Here is an 18,698-nt window from a genome sequence, read left to right as displayed (position 1 = left end):
TTTAATCACCCATTCCAAATAAAGCTTTAAAGAAAGAGCCTACTTTTCCTAAGAATCCTGAACTAGATTTTTTAGCTGTTGGAGCTTTATCTTTAGGTGGAGCTTTTATAGAAAAATCTTTAGTTATATTATTTTCTTTATTTAGTTCATCTTTATAGCTTATAGTGACAGATCCTTTAACATTACCTGAAAGTGATAAATCTTTTTTATATTCATTTTCATCTTCTGGATCCATGCTTCCTAAATATTTAGTGTAAGTTTTATTGTTTGCATTAAGTGTTACCATAACATCTTTTAAAGAAGCATTACTGTTATTTACCATGTTTACAGATACATTTTTAGCACTAGTATTTAAAGATGTTATAAGAAGTGTTGCTTTATTGTTTAAAACTAAACCAACTACTCTATATTCCTTTTCATATTTATCATTTCTTTTGTATTCTAGTTCTAATTGAAGATTATAAGTTCCTGTTTTTAAAGCAGGGTTAGATATCATATTTAAAGAGGCATCAGAAGTAGATTCTGAATCCATATGTCCTATGTAAATCTCATTAGAAGAATTTACAGGAGAAAAACCTCCTAAAGTTTTTTTGCCTTCTAATCCTATTAATTTTATAGTGACATCTTCTATATCGCTTTCTCTGTTGTTTTTTAAAGAAAAATTGATTTTAAATTTGTTTCCAGGTTCTATAACTTCAGGTGATGTAGATACTTTTGATAAAGTTAGAGTAGAAGCTTTGACTTTAGAGTTTGAAAAAGCAAAAGTAACTAATAACATAATTATAAGTGCTGAGAATGATACAAATTTTTTCATTTTTATCCTCCTAAGATATATTATTTTACTACTTGTCCATCAGCAATTTTTATTACTTTATCTGCATATGTGGATACGTTAGGTGAGTGTGTAACTATAACAAAAGTTTGAGAAAACTTTTCGTTAAGTTCTTTTAAAATTGCTAAAATTTCTTCACTGTTTTTACTATCTAAATTTCCAGTAGGTTCATCAGCTAGAACGATTTTAGGATTATTAACCAGGGCTCTAGCTATTGATATCCTTTGTTGTTGTCCACCAGATAACTCAGAGGGTTTATGATCACGTCTATTTTCAAGACCAACTTTTTTTAGCATTTCAAGAGCTCTTTCTCTTCTTTCTTTTTTAGGTATTCCTGAGAAGATAAGAGGCATTTCTATATTACCTAAAGCAGTAAGTTGAGGTATAAGGTTATATGATTGAAATACAAAACCTAAGTTATCTCTTCTAAATAAAGCTAATTGGTTTTCATTAAATTTACTTATATCAGTATTGTTTATTATAAGACTACCTTCTGTTGGAGGCATAAATCCTGCTAGTATATTTAGAAAAGTTGATTTACCAGAACCGGATTCTCCGATTATTGTAACAAATTCCCCTTTTTGTATTTCGGCAGAAACATCTTTTAATATATTAACTTTATTTTTACCTATGAGAAAATCTTTTTTTATATTTTTTGCTTCAATAATGCTCATATTTTGTTAAATACACCTCCTTTTTAATATGTTATTGTTAAAATTATGTAAAAAAGTTCAAGAATATACATTTGATTATAAAAACCATGAGAAATTTTGTCAATAAATATTACTACTATTTAAGGTTTAATTAAGGTTCAAAAACATATAGAAAGAAAATATAGATACTTTAGTAGAATATTGTGACCTTTATGTATGGTATTTGAATTATATCAAATAATATCTAGAGAGTAGGTATAAACATAACAAGGAGGAATATTATGAGTCACAATAAAAAAAATATGGCAACTATGGATGGTAATACAGCAGCAGCATATGCATCTTATGCTTTTACAGAAGTAGCAGCAATATATCCAATTACTCCATCTAGTCCTATGGCTGAAGTAGTAGATGAATGGTCAGCCCATGGGAAAAAAAATATATTTGGCCAAAGGGTAAAAGTTTCAGAAATGCAATCAGAGGCAGGGGCAGCAGGAGCAGTGCATGGATCTCTTTCAGCAGGAGCACTTACAACTACATATACTGCATCTCAAGGTCTTCTACTTATGATACCTAATATGTACAAAATAGCAGGAGAACAACTGCCAGGGGTATTTCATGTAAGTGCACGTGCTTTAGCTACTCATGCTTTGTCTATATTTGGAGATCATCAAGATGTAATGGCAACAAGACAAACAGGATTTGCTCTTTTAGCATCAACTAGTGTTCAAGAAGCTATGGATTTAGGATGTATTTCTCATTTATCTGCAATAAAATCTAGAATTCCTTTTCTTCATTTTTTTGATGGTTTTAGAACTTCACACGAATATCAAAAAATAGAAACTATAGATTATGATGACTTAGCTTCTTTAGTAGATTATAGAGCAGTAGAAAAGTTTAGAAAAAATGCATTAAATCCAGAACATCCAGTAGCAAGAGGAACAGCACAAAATCCTGATATATATTTTCAAGGGAGAGAAGTTGCAAATAGGTTCTATGATATGTTACCAGATGTTGTGAATGATTATATGGAAAAAATTTCTAAAATAACAGGAAGAAAATATAAACCATTTGATTATTATGGATCTAAAGATGCAAAATATGTAATAGTAGCTATGGGTTCTATTTGTGATACTATAGAAGAAACTATAGATTACCTTGTTAAAAAAGGACATAAAGTAGGAGTTATAAAAGTACATTTATATAGACCTTTTTCAGAAAAATATTTTTTGAATGTTATGCCAGACACAGTAGAGAAAATTGCAGTTTTAGATAGAACTAAAGAACCAGGATCAATAGGTGAACCTTTATATTTAGATGTAGCAAAATTATTCTATAATAAAGAAAATAGACCCCAAATAATAGGAGGAAGATATGGTCTTGGATCAAAAGATACAGTGCCGTCAGATATTTTAGCTGTGTATAAGAGCTTAATAAAAGAAAAACCAAAAGATAATTTTACAATAGGAATTACAGATGATGTAACACACACTTCGCTAAATAGAGAAAATTTTATAGAGACTACTCCAGACGGTACTATAAATTGTAAATTTTGGGGACTTGGTTCAGATGGAACTGTAGGTGCTAATAAAACAGCAGTAAAAATAATAGGTGATAATACAGATTTATATGCTCAAGCTTATTTTTCTTATGATAGTAAAAAATCAGGAGGAACAACAGTATCTCATTTAAGATTTGGCAAAAAACCGATTAAATCTCCTTATTTAGTTAGAAATGCAGATTATATTGCTTGTCATAATAAATCATTTTTATATCAATATAAGCTTTTAGAAGGGCTAAAAGATGGTGGTAATTTTGTGCTGAATTGTCCTTTTAAAAAAGATGAGCTTTCAGAAAAATTACCATCATATATAAAAAAATATGTGGCAGAGCATAATATAAATTTTTATATTATAGATGCTATAGATATAGCTAGAAACATAGGGCTTGGTGGAAGAATAAATATGATTATGCAAGCTGCCTTTTTTAAATTAGCAGGTATTATTCCTATAGATGAAGCTATTTCATATTTAAAAAAAGGCATAGAAAAGGCTTATGGCAAAAAAGGTGAAGCTATAGTAAATATGAATAAGAAAGCAGTAGATGAAGGTATTAAATTTCTTGAAAAAGTGGATATACCATCAGAATGGGCAAATTTACAAGACAAAAAAGAAGAAACTAATAAAAATCAACCGCCATTTATTAAAAATATACAAATACCAATGGCTAAACAAGAAGGAGATAGTTTACCTGTAAGCGCATTTAAAGGAATGGAAGATGGAACTTTTCCACTTGGAACTACAGCATATGAAAAAAGAGGTATTGCAGTAATGGTTCCAGAGTGGAAAATAGATAAATGCATACAATGTAATCAATGTTCATATGTATGTCCACATGCTAGTATAAGACCTGTACTTTTAAATCATGATGAAAATAAAAATGCTCCAAAGGGTTTTAAAACTAAAAAAGCTATAGGTAAAACTATGGAAGGGCTTGATTATAGAATACAAGTTTCACCTCTTGATTGTACCGGATGTGGAAACTGTGCCGATATTTGTCCTGCGAAAGGTAAAGCTCTAGTTATGAAACCTTTAGAAGAGCAAGTGAGACTTGAAAGGGATAACTGGGATTTTGCTGCAACTATTAAAGATAAGAAAAATGTTATGAATAAAAATACTGTAAAAGGTAGCCAATTTAAAAAGCCTTTAATGGAATTTAGTGGAGCATGTCCAGGATGTGGAGAAACTGCATACGTGAAATTAATTACTCAGTTATATGGAGATAGAATGCTTGTTGCTAATGCTACAGGATGTTCTTCTATTTGGGGAGCTAGTGCACCATCTATTCCATATACAACTGATAATAAAGGCTATGGTCCTGCTTGGTCAAATTCTTTATTTGAAGATAATGCAGAATTTGGTTATGGAATGTTTTTAGGGGTTAAACAAAATAGAGAAAGATTAAAAGATCTTATGAGAGAGGCAATAGAATCTAATATTTCAGATGAAATTAAAAAGGTATTTAAGAATTGGTTAGATCATATGGATTCAGGAGAAGAATCTAAAAAAGCAAGTGAGGAAATTCTTAATACTTTAAGTAACCATAATTATAATGGAAACAAGATAATATCTGAAATATTAGATAAAAAAGAGTTTTTAGTTAAAAAATCTAATTGGATAGTAGGCGGAGATGGATGGGCTTATGATATAGGATATGGAGGCTTAGATCATGTTTTAGCATCAGGAGATGATGTTAATGTATTAGTAATGGATACAGAAGTATATTCAAATACTGGTGGTCAATCTTCAAAAGCTACTCCAACAGCTTCTGTAGCTAAATTTGCAGCTTCTGGTAAAAAAATAAGAAAAAAAGACTTAGGAATGATGGCTATGAGTTACGGATATGTTTATGTGGCACAGATAGCTTTAGGAGCCAATATGAATCAGACTATAAAAGCTATTGAAGAAGCTGAAAAATATAAAGGACCTTCAATAGTAATAGCTTATGCACCATGTATAAATCATGGTATAAAATCAGGAATGGGAACAAGTGTAAATAGAGCTAAAAAAGCAGTTCAATCAGGATATTGGCATTTATATAGATATAACCCTGATAACAAAAAACAAGGTAAAAATCCTTTTGTTTTGGATTCAAAAGAACCTACAGAATCCTTTAAAGATTTTATAATGGGAGAAATAAGATACACTTCACTTATGAAAGTTTTTCCTGATATAGCTAAGGATTTATTTAAAAAGGCTGAAAAAGATTCTAAGGAAAGATATGAAACTTATAAAAAATTATCAAATGAAACATGTTAGTATGTTTTCATAAATTTAAACAATAGTTTATAATATAAGGAGATATTTTTACGTATATTATGATAAAATATTATAATATATAAAGATATCTCCTTAATTATTTTATTTATTTTTCATTTGAGTCTACCCAATCTTTAGCATCTATTACTGCATTTTCGCTAGGAACTGGAACTTTAGAATGTGGAAGGGTTTTTTCAATATCAGCCCAAGCTGCAGTAACATTTTGTTCTTTAGGTCTGTTTTTAAATTTATTTTTACTCATTTAATATCACTCCTTTATATTAGTATTTTCAAAAAATATTTTTAATATAATAAGAAGTAGTATACTTATTTGTAAGTTTATATATATTTAAAGATATTAAATACAATAATTGAATATAAAGGATTGTTATAAAATTTGTAACTCAATTGTAACAAAAAGTTTAAATATTTTATTTATAATTATATTTGTTAAAATGGGCATATTATTGTTATATTAGAGAGAGGTAATTATGGTTAAAAAAAGAAATTCTAACAGAAGTATAAGTAGAAATACTAATATGAATGTAAAGATAAGTAATAAATATTCTAAAAAAAGAAAATTGATGAAGAAAAAAAGAAAAAGAAAAAAATTCGTAAAAAGGCTAATTGGTTTTATAATTTATGAATTTTTAGCTCTCATAATATCTGGAGTGTTATTAACTTATTATGGACCTTTTAAAGAAGTTAGAAGTACTTTAGTAGGAACGGCTATGGCAACTTATAAGCATCAATATATAGCTACTTTGTTTTTATCTAAAGATAAAATAAATGAAATATTAAACAAAGATAAATCTACACCAACTATAGCTGAAAATACTGGTGATATAAAAATAAATAAAAATTATGGTAATTCTATAGAGAGGTATGATATAAGTACTTCTAAATTTGATGGATATATATTAGAAATAAAAAATCCTAAAAAAATAAAAACAGGTTATACAAAATATATGGGTAAAATGGGACAAAGAACTAGTAAAATAGCAGAGGAAAATGGGGCTATAGCTGCTATAAATGGGGGAGGATTTACTGATGCATCTTCAAAAGGAAAGCTTTGGACAGGTACTGGAGCTAATCCAGAAGGCTTAGTTCTTTCTAAAGGGAAAATTATTCATAATAATTTTAAAAAAGGAGAAAAAGCTAATGTTACAGCTTTTACTAAAGAAGGACTTTTAATAGTAGGAAACCATACTGTAGAAGAGCTTTTAAATATGGGTGTTACTGAAGCTTTATCATTTAGAAATACATTAATAATTAATGGACAGCCTATTCCTTATAATGATGGACTAAATCCAAGAACAGCAGTAGGACAGAAAAAAGATGGTACTGTAGTTTTTCTAGTTATAGATGGAAGAAGAGATATGAAACCAGGAGCTACAACAGAAGATGTAGAAAATATTCTACTTAAAAGAGGGGTAGTTAATGCAGGAAATTTAGATGGAGGATCCTCTTCTACTATGTATTATAAAGGCAAGGTTATAAATAGACCTGCAAACTGGGATGGAGAAAGAACAGTAGCTACAGTATTATACGTAGAACCTTAAAGGAGAAAACTTATGAAGTTTATAAAAAGATTAATATCATGGACTATTATACCGGTGATTATATCATTTTCTATACTGTTTTATGTTGAAAATTTTTATTTAGGTACAGAAAAAAATTTAAATATAAATAAAGTAGAAGAAAAAGATAATAATATAAAAAAGGATGTAAAATTAGATATACCAGCTTCAGCAGACAACATAGGAGTATCTTATAATGGAGAATATTTTTCTTATATTGAAGATGGCCAGCTTAGTATAGTTGAAACTAATAGTAAAAAAAATAAAACAATAGATATTAACGATGGAGAAATAAATTATTCTGTATGGCTTCCAGACAGAAATATATTTATTATAGCAGAAAAAGTACAAGGGCAAAATTCACCTTATTTAAGATTTTATTCTTATGATAGTGAAAGAGGGGAAAAAACTCAATTAGCAGATAACAATAATAAAAAGACTATTATAAACCTTCAATCAAGCGGTTATAATATTAAGGACATAGCATTGTCTACTAGTACAAATACTATGTATGTAAGAATTGAAAATGGTTATAATAGAAGCATAGTATATAGAATAAATACTATGGCTGAATTAGAAAAAAAATATGATGTAGGTAGTGATATAGAAAAAATAGGTATAATGAATAGTGAAGATAGGTTGATTTATGAAGATAATATAAATCATAAAATTCATATAGAGAGTAAACAAGATCAGGGTATTTCTATAGAAGAAGGTAGAAATTATTCTCTTTTAGGAGTAGATGAAGGAGATATTGTTTATACTGGTAGAGTTTCATTAGATAATGAAAAAAATATAGACAGAATAACTTATTGGAATGCAGGAGAAAGTAATACTACTAGAAAAGAATTAGATTTACAAATACCTGTACCTAAAGATTCTATATATGTTTTGAATAACGGAAAGGTTTTTGCTAATTATAAAGATAAAAAAGTTTTGAGAAATGTTATTAATGGAAAAGAATATGCATATAAGGGTAAACTTACATCAGTATATAGTGGTGGTATAGCATATATATATAATGGAAAATTAGAGATTAAGTCTTTTTAAATATCTATATACTAATTTTCATAGAAAAGCTATTAATTTAGAATTTATAAATTCTAAATTAATAGCTTTTATTATAATAAAGGTATATTAGTAAGAGTAGATTTTTTAATATAATATTATGCATTTATTGTTATTATTAATTTTAGTTATAAGTTTTTGATTAAACTAGTGAAGTAATGATATTTAGTATATTTACAAAATATGCTAAAATATTGTTGGTAAGTTAAATATATAGCTTTCCTAGAGAAGCTTTATAAAATAGTATTTATATTATATATTTTATATAAGGAAGTGTTAAATTGAAATTTTTTATAAAACAAAAACTGTTTTTTATTTATAAAAAATATATTATAGAAGATGAAAATAGAAAAAAAGTATATTCAGTAAAAAGAAAACTTATGTCATTAAGGCGAAAAATTAAATTGTATGATAGAAATGATAGAGAGATAGTTTACATAAAAGAGAAAATGGTTAAAGTTATACCTAAATATTATATATATATAAATGGTAATGAGGTAGCTACTATAACAAAGAATATAACTCTTTTAAAATCTAGTTTTGTTATAGACAGCCTTATAGGAAAGTATGAGGTTAAAGGTAATATATTAGATAAGGATTTTTATATAGAAAAAGAAGGAATTAAGATAGCAACTATAAGGAAAAAATTGATTTCTATTAGGGATTGCTATGAAATTGATATAAAGGATGGGGAAAGTCAAAGCTTAGTATTAGCTTCAGTTTTAGTTATAGATGATGTTTTACATGAAAAAGATAGCTAACTATCTGATCTATATGCTTTTATATCTTTTGTTGAAAATTACAGACATAACGGTAGCTAATAAGACCATACTTATTTATAAACAGTTAAGAATTATATATAAATAATAGTATGTGTAAAATGTAATAGGGAGGATATTTATGATAGAGGAAAAAGGAAGAAAAATAATTGTGAAACGAGGAGATATAACAAAAGAAAATACAGATGCTATAGTAAATCCTGCTAATTCTAGTATGGAGCATGGTGGAGGTGCTGCTTATGCTATAGTAAAAGCTGGTGGAGAAAAAATACAGTTAGATAGTAATTCTATTATAGAAAAAACAGGCTATATACCAACGGGTAAGGCTATAATAACAGATGGATATAAGTTACCTTGTAAATTTGTAATTCATGTAGTAGGGCCTAGAATGGGTGAAGGAAATGAAAGTGAAAAACTACGAAAAGCTATAAATAGTGTTTTGATATTAGGGGATTTATATAATTTAAAGTCTATATCTATTCCAGCTGTAAGTTCTGGGATTTTTAAATTTCCTAAAAAGGAATGTGCAAGGATTTTGTTAGAAACTAGTTTAGAATTTTTAAAAAATAGGGATACAAGTATAGAGAAGATATTTATGTGTAACCGCGATAAAATTACATATGATATATTTTGTGAGGCAGAAAATAAATTAAAGCAGTAAAGTACTAAATAAGTATTTTAGTTTATTTTAAATTGTAAAAGGAAGATTAGATAAGATTAATCTTCCTTTTACAATTTATAGTTTAGAACAACCAGAGCAGCTAGAACAAGAATCAGTGGTATTTTTTTTATTGCATTGCTTTTTAGGATAGACAGGAGTTACTTTCATCATAAAAGATGAGTTTTTATAAATTATTTCTATTTGTTTTACAAACTTTTCTAAAGACTTATTATAAACTAAGGTTAAATCTTTAAATTTAGTTTGTACATCCCCTTCTTTTATTTCATCTAGCATTATATCTATTTTTACATTATTGCAACAGCTTTTACTATTATTGAATCTTATACAAGAGTACTCATCTTTATGGTCATTTAAAAGATTTGATAAATTTATATAAGCTGTATCTGATATTTCAAATTTAAAATCATTATTCATTTAAACACCTCTAAATATTCCTTTGTATTTTTATTATAGTGAAGCTAATTTTAGTTAGATTTTTATGATAATAAAATCAATATTCAATTATTAATTTAGCTATAAGGGTTTATTAAACTTATTATTTGAAAAATTAGTATATTCAATGCATATAGGAAATTAAATGTTTTATAAATTTAGAAAAATTTCTGGTATTTTTATATAACTAAATTAATTATGATTTTATAAAGATATATTAACATAAAAAGTAAAGAAAATCTTCTAATTATTTATTTCAATGAGTTTTGTATTAGTTAATGTAATTGCTGTAGTTATAGTTAATTTAGTAACAGATAGTATAGTATTACATAAGACTTTTAGCATATAATCTTAAAAAAAAACTATAAATATAATAAAGCAATTTATATATGAGGTGATATGTGTGAAAGTGCCTTTTAAAAGGGAAATATATATTAAAGAAAATCAAGCACCATTTTTTAATGACGTAGAAAATTACTGCAAAAAGCATTCTATACCTATATCTAATTTAGTATTTGAAGCTTTAGAAAAATATATGATTGATAGGAAAAGTGAGGAAATCATTTTAATAATAAAAAAAGGACCTGCAAGTGAGTTTAAAAAAATAAAATTCAGAGGTAAAAAAATATCTTCTACAGAATTTTTAATGGATAAAGTTGCAGTTAACACAAAGTCTACTAAAAAATTTAAGAAAAACCATAGGAAAGCTCATCAATATATATTTTATAGAACTAATAAAAATAATTTATTAGTCTATGTAAAAAAATTTCATTTGAAGTATGGGTGGGATAACGACTTTAAGATAATAAATTATGATGAGATTGATATACTAGAAGAAACAACTGAATATAAAGTATACAATGATATAGAAGAGTTACTAGATGATATAGAAGATATACCGGTAAGTTGTATAGACAAAATAATATTAGAAATGGGACAAATAGATGTTTTAGATGTATAGATTGAGAATAGATTAATAGAGAGATAAGTTAAATATATATTAGTAAAATATAGAAAATCACTATGAAAATGTAGAACTCATAGTGATTTTTGTTTTATTAATTGTATACATAAAAGATTGATGTAATTTAATATTTTTTTTTCATAGATTTTAACATTTTTTTAGCAATTAATTTTGAATCAATCTTATAAGTTCCATTTTTAATTTGATTTTCTATGGAACTTATTTTTTTATCATTAATATTGGTATCTTCTTCTTTATTAAATATATAAGAATTAAGTTGTTTTCCTTTAGAAGATATTTCAATCTTATCTTTCAATTCTATTTTTTGTGTTTTCTTAGTTTTTTTTAAAGCTTCATTTTTTAAGTAAGAATTTTTCTTGAATTCTAAGGAAGCTATTTTAGGTAGCTTCATATAATATACCCTCCTAGCTTAATAGTTTAATGTATCAACTCAATGGTAGTTGAGTTATATTATAACTATACGAATAAAATTACCATATAATAGTTTGAATTATAGATTTTTAATTGTAAAATATATAATGTATTATACCAAAAATAATAGGTATACACAAACTTTGTCGAAAAATGTTTAAGGATATTTAACCAGTATAAGTAATATATTCATAATAATTTAATATATATAATATATTATTAAATATAATTATTATACTTAACAGAATATTCAAAATTAATTCATTGAAAGGTTTATTAAAAATAGTTATACTGTATATAAGAAAAAGAAATTCAATTTTTTATGAAATAATATACAATTTTATGTAAAAAGGGTATATAATATAGTTGAAGATAGTTAAAAAATTAATAAAGTTATGGATGAAGTTTTCGGGAGATTAAGCTATGCTTAGCCATACAAAATTAAATTAATAAATTTGTGTGGTATCTCAAAACGGGATAGCCGAAGGAATTAAATGTTATACCTAAAAATAACATGAATATCTCAGGCAAAAGGACCGAAAATGGACAAAACTCTGGGAAGCGTAATGCACCGAAGGAGTAAAACTCTCAGGTTACAGGACAGAGATAAAAGTTTAGGGCTTTTATCTCTGTTTTTTTGTTTAAGTGAAATATTCAAAATATTAAAACGAAGTTTTAGAAGGTGAGGATATGATAAAACAAATAACAATAATTACTAATAACGTTTTAAGCTGTCAACAATTTAACAAAAAATATGATGTGGTATTTATTGAAGGAGATGTAAAAAAAGTTTTTGAATCAGTTAGAGATTATGTACATAAAGGGCATAAGCTTTTAACACATCCTTTAATGAGTAGTGTAAAACCAAATGAAACTCCGTATAGAACAGTTATTATTTCTAAGAAATCAGAAGGAAATATAGATATGGAATCTTTAAACTATATAGAAGAGTCAATGCATTCTTTAGAAAAATTCCAAAAATGCTGTAATACACCAAAATGGAGTCAGTCAATATTAGAAGATTTTCAATTGATTGACTATGATGTTATACAACAAGCACTTAATTAATATTCAAAATAGAGTTAAAAGTATTAAAGTAAAGGAGGAGAGTTTAAGTTATAGGGTAAGCATATTAAAATTTTAGGTCATATTGTTTATGAGAGTAAATAATAGTATATGTATTTGTAATAAATTAATAGGGGGTAGGTCTTAATGCATTTAGAAATTGGTAATATATTTATAAAAGATATTAAGTTTGCAAATGAGAGTAAAGTTGAAAATGGTGTTTTATATGTTTGCAAAGAAGAACTATTAGAAGCAGCAGGAAATGATGAAAGAATAGAAAGTATTAATTTTGAAATAGTAAAACCAGGTGATAAAACAAGAATAATTCCAGTAAAAGATGTAATAGAGCCTAGAGTTAAAGTAGAAGGTAAAGGCGGGATTTTCCCAGGATTTATAAGCAAAGTTGATACTGTTGGTAGTGGAAAAACTAACGTTTTAAAAGGTGCTGCTGTAGTTACAACTGGTAGAATAGTTGGATTCCAAGAAGGAATAATTGATATGAGTGGCGAGGGTGCCAAATATACACCTTTTTCAAAAACTAATAATTTAGTAATAATATGTGAACCAAAAGAAGGAACAGATAAGCATGAGCATGAAGAGATAGTTAGAATGATAGGATTTAAAGCAGCAACATATTTAGGTAATTTGGGAAAAAATATTAAACCAGACGAAGTTAAAGAATTTGAAACCTTACCTTTATTAAAGCAGGTAGAAAAATATCCAGATTTACCTAAAGTGGTATACGTATACATGCTTCAAAGTCAAGGTTTATTACATGACACATATGTTTATGGTGCAGATGCTAAAAAAATAATTCCAACATTTTTATATCCAACAGAAGTGTTTGATGGCGCTGTAGTTAGTGGTAACTGTGTTTCAGCTTGTGATAAGAACCCAACTTATGTTCATATGAATCATCCTATAATTGAAGATTTATATAAGAAACATGGAGTTGAATATAATTTCTTAGGTTGTGTAATAACAAACGAAACTGTATTTTTAGCTGACAAAGAAAGATCATCAAGCTATACTGCTAAGTTAGTAGAATACTTAGGAGCAGATGCAGTAATAATTTCAGAAGAAGGTTTTGGAAATCCTGATGCAGATCTTGTTATGAATTGTAATAAGATAAGTGCAAAAGGTATAAAAACAGTGCTTTTAACTGATGAGTATGCTGGACAAAACGGAGCTTCTCAATCATTAGCAGATTCAACAACTAAAGGAGATGCAGTAGTTACAGCAGGTAATGCAAATGAAGTAGTAGTTTTACCTCCAATGGAAAAAGTTATTGGATATCCTAAAACTGCTGATGTGATTGCAGGTGGACATGTAGGAAGTTTAAGAGAAGATGGTTCAATAGAAGCAGAAATACAAGTTATTACAGGTGCAACAAATGAAGTAGGATTTAACTATTTAAGTGCTAAAGGTTATTAATTTAATTAATGCTTATATTTGTTTAAGGGGGAATATCAATGATAAAGGTTGTTCATTATATAAATCAATTTTATGCTGGTATTGGTGGAGAAGAAAAGGCAGATTATAAACCAGAAGTAAGAGAAGAAGCAGTAGGCCCAGGAGAAAAACTTAACTCTTTATTTAAAGGAGAAGCGGAAATAGTAGCTACAGTTATTTGTGGTGATTCATATTTTAATGAAAATATAGATGAAGCAAAAGAAGAAATTTTAGAAATGGTAAAAAAATATAACCCAGATTTATTTATTGCAGGACCAGCATTTAATGCAGGAAGATATGGAGTTGCTGCTGCAACAATTTCAAAAGAAGTAGAAGATAAGTTAAATATAAAAGCAGTAACAGCTATGTATGATGAAAACCCAGGAGTAGATTTATATAAAAAAGACTTATATATAGTTAGAACTAAGAAAAGTGCAGTAGGAATGAGAAAAGCTTTACCAGCATTAGCAAAATTATCTCTAAAAATTGCAAAAGGTGAAGAAATAGGATTGCCAGATGAAGAAGGCTACATTGAAAAAGGAATAAGAAAAAATTACTTTAGTGATGTTAGAGGATCAGAAAGAGCAGTTAATTTACTTGTTAAGAAATTAAAAGGTGAAGAATTTGTAACAGAATTTAAAATGCCTAACTTTGATAGAGTGGAACCTAATCCTGCTGTAAAAGATATATCAAAATGTAAAATTGCTTTAGTAACTTCAGGTGGTATAGTTCCTAAAGATAACCCAGATCATATAGAATCTTCTAGTGCATCAAAATATGGTAAATATGATATAGAAGGAGTTTTAGATTTAACTTCAGATGGATATGAAACTGCTCATGGTGGTTATGATCCTACTTGTGCAAATGAAGATTCAGATAGAGTTCTTCCAGTAGATGTATTGAGAGATATGGAAAAAGAAGGTAAAATAGCATCTCTTCATAGATATTTCTATACAACAGTTGGAAATGGTACAGCAGTAGCTTCTTCTAAAAAATTTGGTCAAGAGATTGTAAAAGAATTAAAAGAAGACGGTGTAGATGCAGTTATACTAACTTCTACATGAGGAACTTGTACTCGTTGCGGAGCAACACTTGTAAAAGAAATAGAACGTGGAGGATTACCAGTTGTTCATATGTGTACTGTAGTTCCAATATCTCTTACAGTAGGAGCTAATAGAATAGTACCAACTGTAGCAATACCTCATCCACTAGGAAATCCAGAATTAGAAAAGGATAGAGAGTATGAATTAAGATATCATCTTGTTTCAAAAGCTCTTAAAGCATTAGAAACAGAAGTAGATGATCAAAAAGTTTTTGAATAAACTTTTGTAGAAGTTAAATTTAGAGTAAATAGGGGGAAGAACAATGGATAATGTTTATGATGTTGTAATAATAGGAGCAGGACCAGGAGGCCTTTCAGCTGCATTATATGCATCAAGAGCAAAATTAAAAACACTAATGCTTGAAAAAGGAAAAGCAGGCGGACAAATCGTTATTACCGACGAAGTTGCAAATTATCCAGGATCAGTAAGAGAAGCAACAGGAGAAACTTTAATTGCTAGAATGGAAGAACAAGTTGAAGAGTTTGGCGCTGAAAGAAAAAAAGATATTATAAAAGAAGTAGAACTTGAAGGGGATATAAAAGTTTTAAAAGGAGAAAAAGGAGAATATAAAGCTAAGACTGTAATTATAGCAACAGGAGCATCTCCAAGATATATAGGTTGTCCTGGAGAAAAAGAATTAACAGGAAAAGGTGTATCTTATTGTGCTACTTGTGATGCAGACTTTTTCGAAGATCTTGAAGTATTTGTTATAGGTGGAGGAGATGCTGCAGTAGAGGAAGCTTTATATCTTACTAAATTTGCAAGAAAAGTAACTATAGTTCATAGAAGAGATGAACTTAGAGCAGCAAAATCTATTCAAGAAAAAGCTTTTAAAAACCCTAAGATGGACTTTATGTGGGATTCAGTTATAACAGAAATAAAAGGTGATGGAATAGTAGAGTCTGCAGTATTTAAAAATAGAAAAACTGGAGAAACTCATGAATATTTTGCTGATGAAGAAGATGGAACTTTTGGAATATTTGTATTCATAGGCAATGTTCCAATAAATAACCTATTTAAAGGTAAAATTGAAATGAACGAAAAAGGATACATTTTAACTAATGATAAAATGGAAACTAATATTGAAGGTGTATTTGCAGCTGGAGATATAAGAGATAAACCTTTAAGACAGGTAGTTACAGCAGCAGGAGATGGGGCAATAGCGGCTGTTTGTGCAGAAAAGTATATTCAAAATAAATTTTAATATATACAATATAAAAGGATTTAGAGAGGGGAAATAAAAATGTTAGTATTAGACAAAAAAACTTTTAAAGATGAAGTATTAGGAGCAGAAGGTTTTATATTAGTTGATTATTTTGGAGATGGTTGTGTTCCATGTAAGGCATTAATGCCAGATGTAGAAGAACTTTCACAAAAATATGAAGGAAAAGTTAAATTTTGTAAATTAAACACTACAAAAGCAAGAAGACTTGCTATATCTCAAAGAGTTTTAGGTCTTCCAGCTATAGTTTTATATAAAGATGGTGAAAAAGTAGCAGAAGTAGTTAAAGAAGAAGCTACAAAAGAAAACATTGAAAAAATGATAACTGAAAACATTGGCTAATTATAAAAGATAGAGATTTGTTTAAGTGTATTTAATAATGAATTAATTATAATAAATCAAGGAGGAAATAAACATGAGTTTATTTGGAGAAGGAAGAAAAGTAATAATCATTGGAGATAGAGACGGTATACCAGGACCTGCTATGGAGAAATGTTTAGAAAAAACTGCAGCAGAAGTAGTATTTTCATCAACTGAGTGCTTTGTGTGAACAGCCGCTGGTGCAATGGATTTGGAAAATCAAAAAAGAGTAAAAACATTAACTGAAAAATATGGAGCAGAAAATATAGTAGTACTTTTAGGTGCTGCAGAAGGAGAAGCTGCAGGACTTGCAGCTGAAACTGTTACAAATGGAGATCCAACATTTGCTGGACCTTTATCAAATGTAGCTTTAGGATTAAGAGCTTATCATGCAGTAGAACCAGAATTTAAAGAAGAAGTAGATGAAGAAGTATACGATGAGCAAATAGGCATGATGGAAATGGTTTTAGATGTTGATGAAATTATAGAAGAAATGACAGATATAAGAGATGAATTTTGTAAATTTAATGACTAGTTTCATTTGCATAAAATAATAAATAAGCTAATCACAATTTATATTAAAATTTTTCAGTCAAATAAAAAATATATCATATATATATCTTAAAAATATGATACATTGCATGGATGAGTAATAAGTTTTGTATTGCTCATTCATGTATCTATATATTTTCAAATTTCAATATAGTAAATCTAATAAAAGCTATTTAAATTATTAACTAAATAAAAGTAATACTGTTTAATTAAACTTTGTTAATTTTAGAAATTTATATTTTATAATTTATTTTAATAAATAATTATAAGATTTATGTCTATTTTCTATGATGTTTGTGTTTGTATACAAATTATAAATTAAAATCGGAGGGATAAAAATGGATTATCCAGTAGTAAAGGGAGCAGGCTATATTTTAGTTCATACTCCAGATATGGTACTTCACAATGGTACTACTCAAACAACAGAAAAGGTAGTAAACCCAGATTCAGACTATTTAAAAGAGTTACCTAATCATCTAAGAAAATTTGATGAGGTTGTAAAATATATGCCTAATCAAGTTTACATAGGAAACAAAACTCCGAATGATTTGAAAGATATAAAGATGCCTTGGTTTGATAAGCCAATGGAAATTGCTGATAGATACGGAAAATTTGGCGAAATAATGCCACAAGATGAATTTCTAGGTTTAATGGAAATCTGTGATGTTTTTGATTTAGTAAAATTAGAAAAAGCTTTTGCAGAAAAAGTAAAAGAAAAATTAGCAAAACACCCATTAATAACAGAAGAGATGGTTTCAAAAATTGGTGAAGGAATAGATATTGAAGATATAAGAAAATCTGTAGATGAAGAATGTTCAGAAGCTTTATATGATGATGGGAATTTAGTAGGTTGTGTTAAAAGAGCCCATGATGTAGATACTAATTTAACAGCTCATACTATGCTTGAAAACTTAGTAGTAAAAGCTTCAGGAGTATTAGCTCTTTTGAACCTTATTTATAAAAATAACTTAGATGCCAATACTATAGATTATGTTATAGAATGTTCAGAAGAAGCTTGTGGAGATATGAACCAAAGAGGTGGCGGAAACTTTGCTAAATCTTTAGCAGAAGTAGCAGGATGCAATAATGCTACAGGTGCTGATATGAGAGGATTCTGTGCAGGACCTACACATTCATTAATTGCAGCTTCAGCTTTAGTTAAATCAGGAGTTTACGATAACGTAGTTATTGTAGGTGGTGGAGCTAGCGCAAAACTTGGAATGAATGGTAAAGATCATGTTAAAAAAGATATGCCTATTCTTGAAGATTGTTTAGGTGGATTTGCTGTATTAATAAGCAAAAATGATGGAATAAACCCAATCCTTAGAACAGATTTAGTTGGTAGACACACTGTTGGAACTGGAGCATCGCCGCAAGCTGTAATAGGATCTTTAGTAACAGATCCTATAGAAAAAGCTGGACTTAAAATAACTGATATCGATAGATATTCAGCAGAAATGCAAAATCCAGATATAACAAAACCAGCAGGAGCTGGAGATGTGCCAAAGGCTAATTATAAAATGATAGGTGCATTAGGAGTTAAGAGAAAACACATAGAAAGAAAAGCATTAAATGACTTTATAAAAGATCATGGAATGCCAGGTTGGGCTCCAACACAAGGACATATTCCATCAGGCGTACCTTACCTAGGATTTGCTATGAAAGATTTAACAGAAGGTTCTTTAAATAGAGCTATGATAGTAG

The 18,698-nt window shown here is 28.1% G+C and carries 18 protein-coding genes and 1 riboswitch; of the genes, 13 read left to right on the top strand and 5 right to left on the bottom strand.

Annotated features, from left to right (window positions below; all coding sequences use genetic code 11):
• Position 1: 1 nt before the first annotated feature.
• Positions 2-814 (bottom strand): COG1361 family protein, encoded by an 813-nt coding sequence (locus ABDZ71_RS06375; RefSeq protein WP_343760001.1) that lies wholly within the window; start codon positions 812-814, stop codon positions 2-4.
• A 20-nt stretch (positions 815-834) separates the two neighbouring features.
• Positions 835-1,506 (bottom strand): ABC transporter ATP-binding protein, encoded by a 672-nt coding sequence (locus ABDZ71_RS06370; protein ID WP_343759999.1) that lies wholly within the window; start codon positions 1,504-1,506, stop codon positions 835-837.
• A gap of 260 nt (positions 1,507-1,766) precedes the next feature.
• Between ABDZ71_RS06370 and nifJ the strand changes: the two genes are divergently transcribed.
• On the top strand, positions 1,767-5,303 hold the full coding sequence (gene nifJ, locus ABDZ71_RS06365) for a pyruvate:ferredoxin (flavodoxin) oxidoreductase (RefSeq protein WP_343759997.1): 3,537 nt from the start codon (positions 1,767-1,769) through the stop codon (positions 5,301-5,303).
• A gap of 106 nt (positions 5,304-5,409) precedes the next feature.
• On the opposite strand, the gene ABDZ71_RS06360 is transcribed toward nifJ, so the two are convergent.
• Positions 5,410-5,565: a CDIF630_02480 family spore surface protein gene (locus tag ABDZ71_RS06360; protein ID WP_343759995.1), complete on the bottom strand. Its 156-nt coding sequence runs from the start codon at positions 5,563-5,565 to the stop codon at positions 5,410-5,412.
• A gap of 322 nt (positions 5,566-5,887) precedes the next feature.
• Between ABDZ71_RS06360 and ABDZ71_RS06355 the strand changes: the two genes are divergently transcribed.
• From ABDZ71_RS06355 to ABDZ71_RS06340, 4 genes are all read left to right on the top strand, one after another.
• The gene (locus ABDZ71_RS06355) at positions 5,888-6,865 is read left to right on the top strand and encodes a phosphodiester glycosidase family protein (protein ID WP_425544701.1); all 978 of its coding nucleotides are present in this window, start codon (positions 5,888-5,890) and stop codon (positions 6,863-6,865) included.
• Positions 6,866-6,877: 12 nt separating this feature from the next.
• Positions 6,878-7,933 (top strand): hypothetical protein, encoded by a 1,056-nt coding sequence (locus tag ABDZ71_RS06350; RefSeq protein ID WP_343759993.1) that lies wholly within the window; start codon positions 6,878-6,880, stop codon positions 7,931-7,933.
• Positions 7,934-8,232: 299 nt separating this feature from the next.
• Positions 8,233-8,712, top strand: a complete 480-nt coding sequence (locus tag ABDZ71_RS06345; protein WP_343759991.1) for an LURP-one-related/scramblase family protein — start codon at positions 8,233-8,235, stop codon at positions 8,710-8,712.
• 139 nt (positions 8,713-8,851) lie between these two features.
• Complete coding sequence (locus ABDZ71_RS06340) at positions 8,852-9,391, top strand: macro domain-containing protein (RefSeq protein ID WP_343759989.1); 540 nt, start codon at positions 8,852-8,854, stop codon at positions 9,389-9,391.
• A 75-nt stretch (positions 9,392-9,466) separates the two neighbouring features.
• Here the strand turns inward: ABDZ71_RS06340 and ABDZ71_RS06335 are convergent, their stop codons facing one another.
• Complete coding sequence (locus tag ABDZ71_RS06335; protein WP_343759987.1) at positions 9,467-9,826, bottom strand: hypothetical protein; 360 nt, start codon at positions 9,824-9,826, stop codon at positions 9,467-9,469.
• Positions 9,827-10,247: 421 nt separating this feature from the next.
• On the opposite strand from ABDZ71_RS06335, the gene ABDZ71_RS06330 reads away from it, so the two are divergent.
• Positions 10,248-10,805: a hypothetical protein gene (locus ABDZ71_RS06330; protein ID WP_343759985.1), complete on the top strand. Its 558-nt coding sequence runs from the start codon at positions 10,248-10,250 to the stop codon at positions 10,803-10,805.
• Positions 10,806-10,932: 127 nt separating this feature from the next.
• Here the strand turns inward: ABDZ71_RS06330 and flgM are convergent, their stop codons facing one another.
• Complete coding sequence (gene flgM / locus ABDZ71_RS06325) at positions 10,933-11,220, bottom strand: flagellar biosynthesis anti-sigma factor FlgM (protein WP_343759983.1); 288 nt, start codon at positions 11,218-11,220, stop codon at positions 10,933-10,935.
• A 564-nt stretch (positions 11,221-11,784) separates the two neighbouring features.
• A riboswitch (glycine riboswitch) is annotated at positions 11,785-11,854 on the top strand.
• A 76-nt stretch (positions 11,855-11,930) separates the two neighbouring features.
• Between flgM and ABDZ71_RS06320 the strand changes: the two genes are divergently transcribed.
• The 7 genes from ABDZ71_RS06320 to grdC all read left to right on the top strand — a co-directional run.
• The gene (locus tag ABDZ71_RS06320) at positions 11,931-12,308 is read left to right on the top strand and encodes a GrdX family protein (protein WP_343759981.1); all 378 of its coding nucleotides are present in this window, start codon (positions 11,931-11,933) and stop codon (positions 12,306-12,308) included.
• Between the two features lie 144 nt (positions 12,309-12,452).
• Positions 12,453-13,739 carry a glycine/sarcosine/betaine reductase component B subunit gene (locus ABDZ71_RS06315; RefSeq protein ID WP_343759979.1) on the top strand — a complete coding sequence of 429 codons (1,287 nt, stop codon included), beginning with the start codon at positions 12,453-12,455 and terminating at the stop codon, positions 13,737-13,739.
• A gap of 38 nt (positions 13,740-13,777) precedes the next feature.
• A complete protein-coding gene (gene grdB, locus ABDZ71_RS06310; protein ID WP_425544697.1) occupies positions 13,778-15,079 on the top strand; it encodes a glycine reductase complex selenoprotein B in 1,302 nt (433 codons plus the stop codon).
• 43 nt (positions 15,080-15,122) lie between these two features.
• Positions 15,123-16,064 carry a thioredoxin-disulfide reductase gene (gene trxB / locus ABDZ71_RS06305; protein WP_343759977.1) on the top strand — a complete coding sequence of 314 codons (942 nt, stop codon included), beginning with the start codon at positions 15,123-15,125 and terminating at the stop codon, positions 16,062-16,064.
• 39 nt (positions 16,065-16,103) lie between these two features.
• On the top strand, positions 16,104-16,424 hold the full coding sequence (trxA, locus tag ABDZ71_RS06300; RefSeq protein ID WP_343759976.1) for a thioredoxin TrxA: 321 nt from the start codon (positions 16,104-16,106) through the stop codon (positions 16,422-16,424).
• Positions 16,425-16,497: 73 nt separating this feature from the next.
• The gene (gene grdA, locus ABDZ71_RS06295) at positions 16,498-16,977 is read left to right on the top strand and encodes a glycine/sarcosine/betaine reductase complex selenoprotein A (RefSeq protein WP_343759973.1); all 480 of its coding nucleotides are present in this window, start codon (positions 16,498-16,500) and stop codon (positions 16,975-16,977) included.
• Positions 16,978-17,332: 355 nt separating this feature from the next.
• Positions 17,333-18,698: glycine/sarcosine/betaine reductase complex component C subunit beta (gene grdC / locus ABDZ71_RS06290; RefSeq protein WP_343759971.1), on the top strand; the 1,366-nt coding region annotated here is incomplete at its 3' end.

Origin of the sequence: Clostridium oceanicum (assembly GCF_039521385.1) — a bacterium.
GTDB classification, from domain to species: Bacteria; Bacillota; Clostridia; order Clostridiales; family Clostridiaceae; genus Clostridium_F; species Clostridium_F oceanicum.
Note: the sequence above shows the minus strand (reverse complement) of the source record. Positions and strands in the feature narration are given on the sequence as shown.

Excerpts from the sequence above, each read along its gene's own strand:
- ABDZ71_RS06375 (WP_343760001.1), bottom strand. The coding sequence starts at position 814 with ATGAAAAAATTTGTATCATTCTCAGCACTTATAATTATGTTATTAGTT.
- ABDZ71_RS06370 (WP_343759999.1), bottom strand. The coding sequence starts at position 1,506 with ATGAGCATTATTGAAGCAAAAAATATAAAAAAAGATTTTCTCATAGGT.
- nifJ (WP_343759997.1), top strand. The coding sequence starts at position 1,767 with ATGAGTCACAATAAAAAAAATATGGCAACTATGGATGGTAATACAGCA.
- ABDZ71_RS06360 (WP_343759995.1), bottom strand. The coding sequence starts at position 5,565 with ATGAGTAAAAATAAATTTAAAAACAGACCTAAAGAACAAAATGTTACT.
- ABDZ71_RS06355 (WP_425544701.1), top strand. The coding sequence starts at position 5,888 with ATGAAGAAAAAAAGAAAAAGAAAAAAATTCGTAAAAAGGCTAATTGGT.
- ABDZ71_RS06350 (WP_343759993.1), top strand. The coding sequence starts at position 6,878 with ATGAAGTTTATAAAAAGATTAATATCATGGACTATTATACCGGTGATT.
- ABDZ71_RS06340 (WP_343759989.1), top strand. The coding sequence starts at position 8,852 with ATGATAGAGGAAAAAGGAAGAAAAATAATTGTGAAACGAGGAGATATA.
- ABDZ71_RS06335 (WP_343759987.1), bottom strand. The coding sequence starts at position 9,826 with ATGAATAATGATTTTAAATTTGAAATATCAGATACAGCTTATATAAAT.
- flgM (WP_343759983.1), bottom strand. The coding sequence starts at position 11,220 with ATGAAGCTACCTAAAATAGCTTCCTTAGAATTCAAGAAAAATTCTTAC.
- ABDZ71_RS06320 (WP_343759981.1), top strand. The coding sequence starts at position 11,931 with ATGATAAAACAAATAACAATAATTACTAATAACGTTTTAAGCTGTCAA.
- ABDZ71_RS06315 (WP_343759979.1), top strand. The coding sequence starts at position 12,453 with ATGCATTTAGAAATTGGTAATATATTTATAAAAGATATTAAGTTTGCA.
- trxB (WP_343759977.1), top strand. The coding sequence starts at position 15,123 with ATGGATAATGTTTATGATGTTGTAATAATAGGAGCAGGACCAGGAGGC.
- trxA (WP_343759976.1), top strand. The coding sequence starts at position 16,104 with ATGTTAGTATTAGACAAAAAAACTTTTAAAGATGAAGTATTAGGAGCA.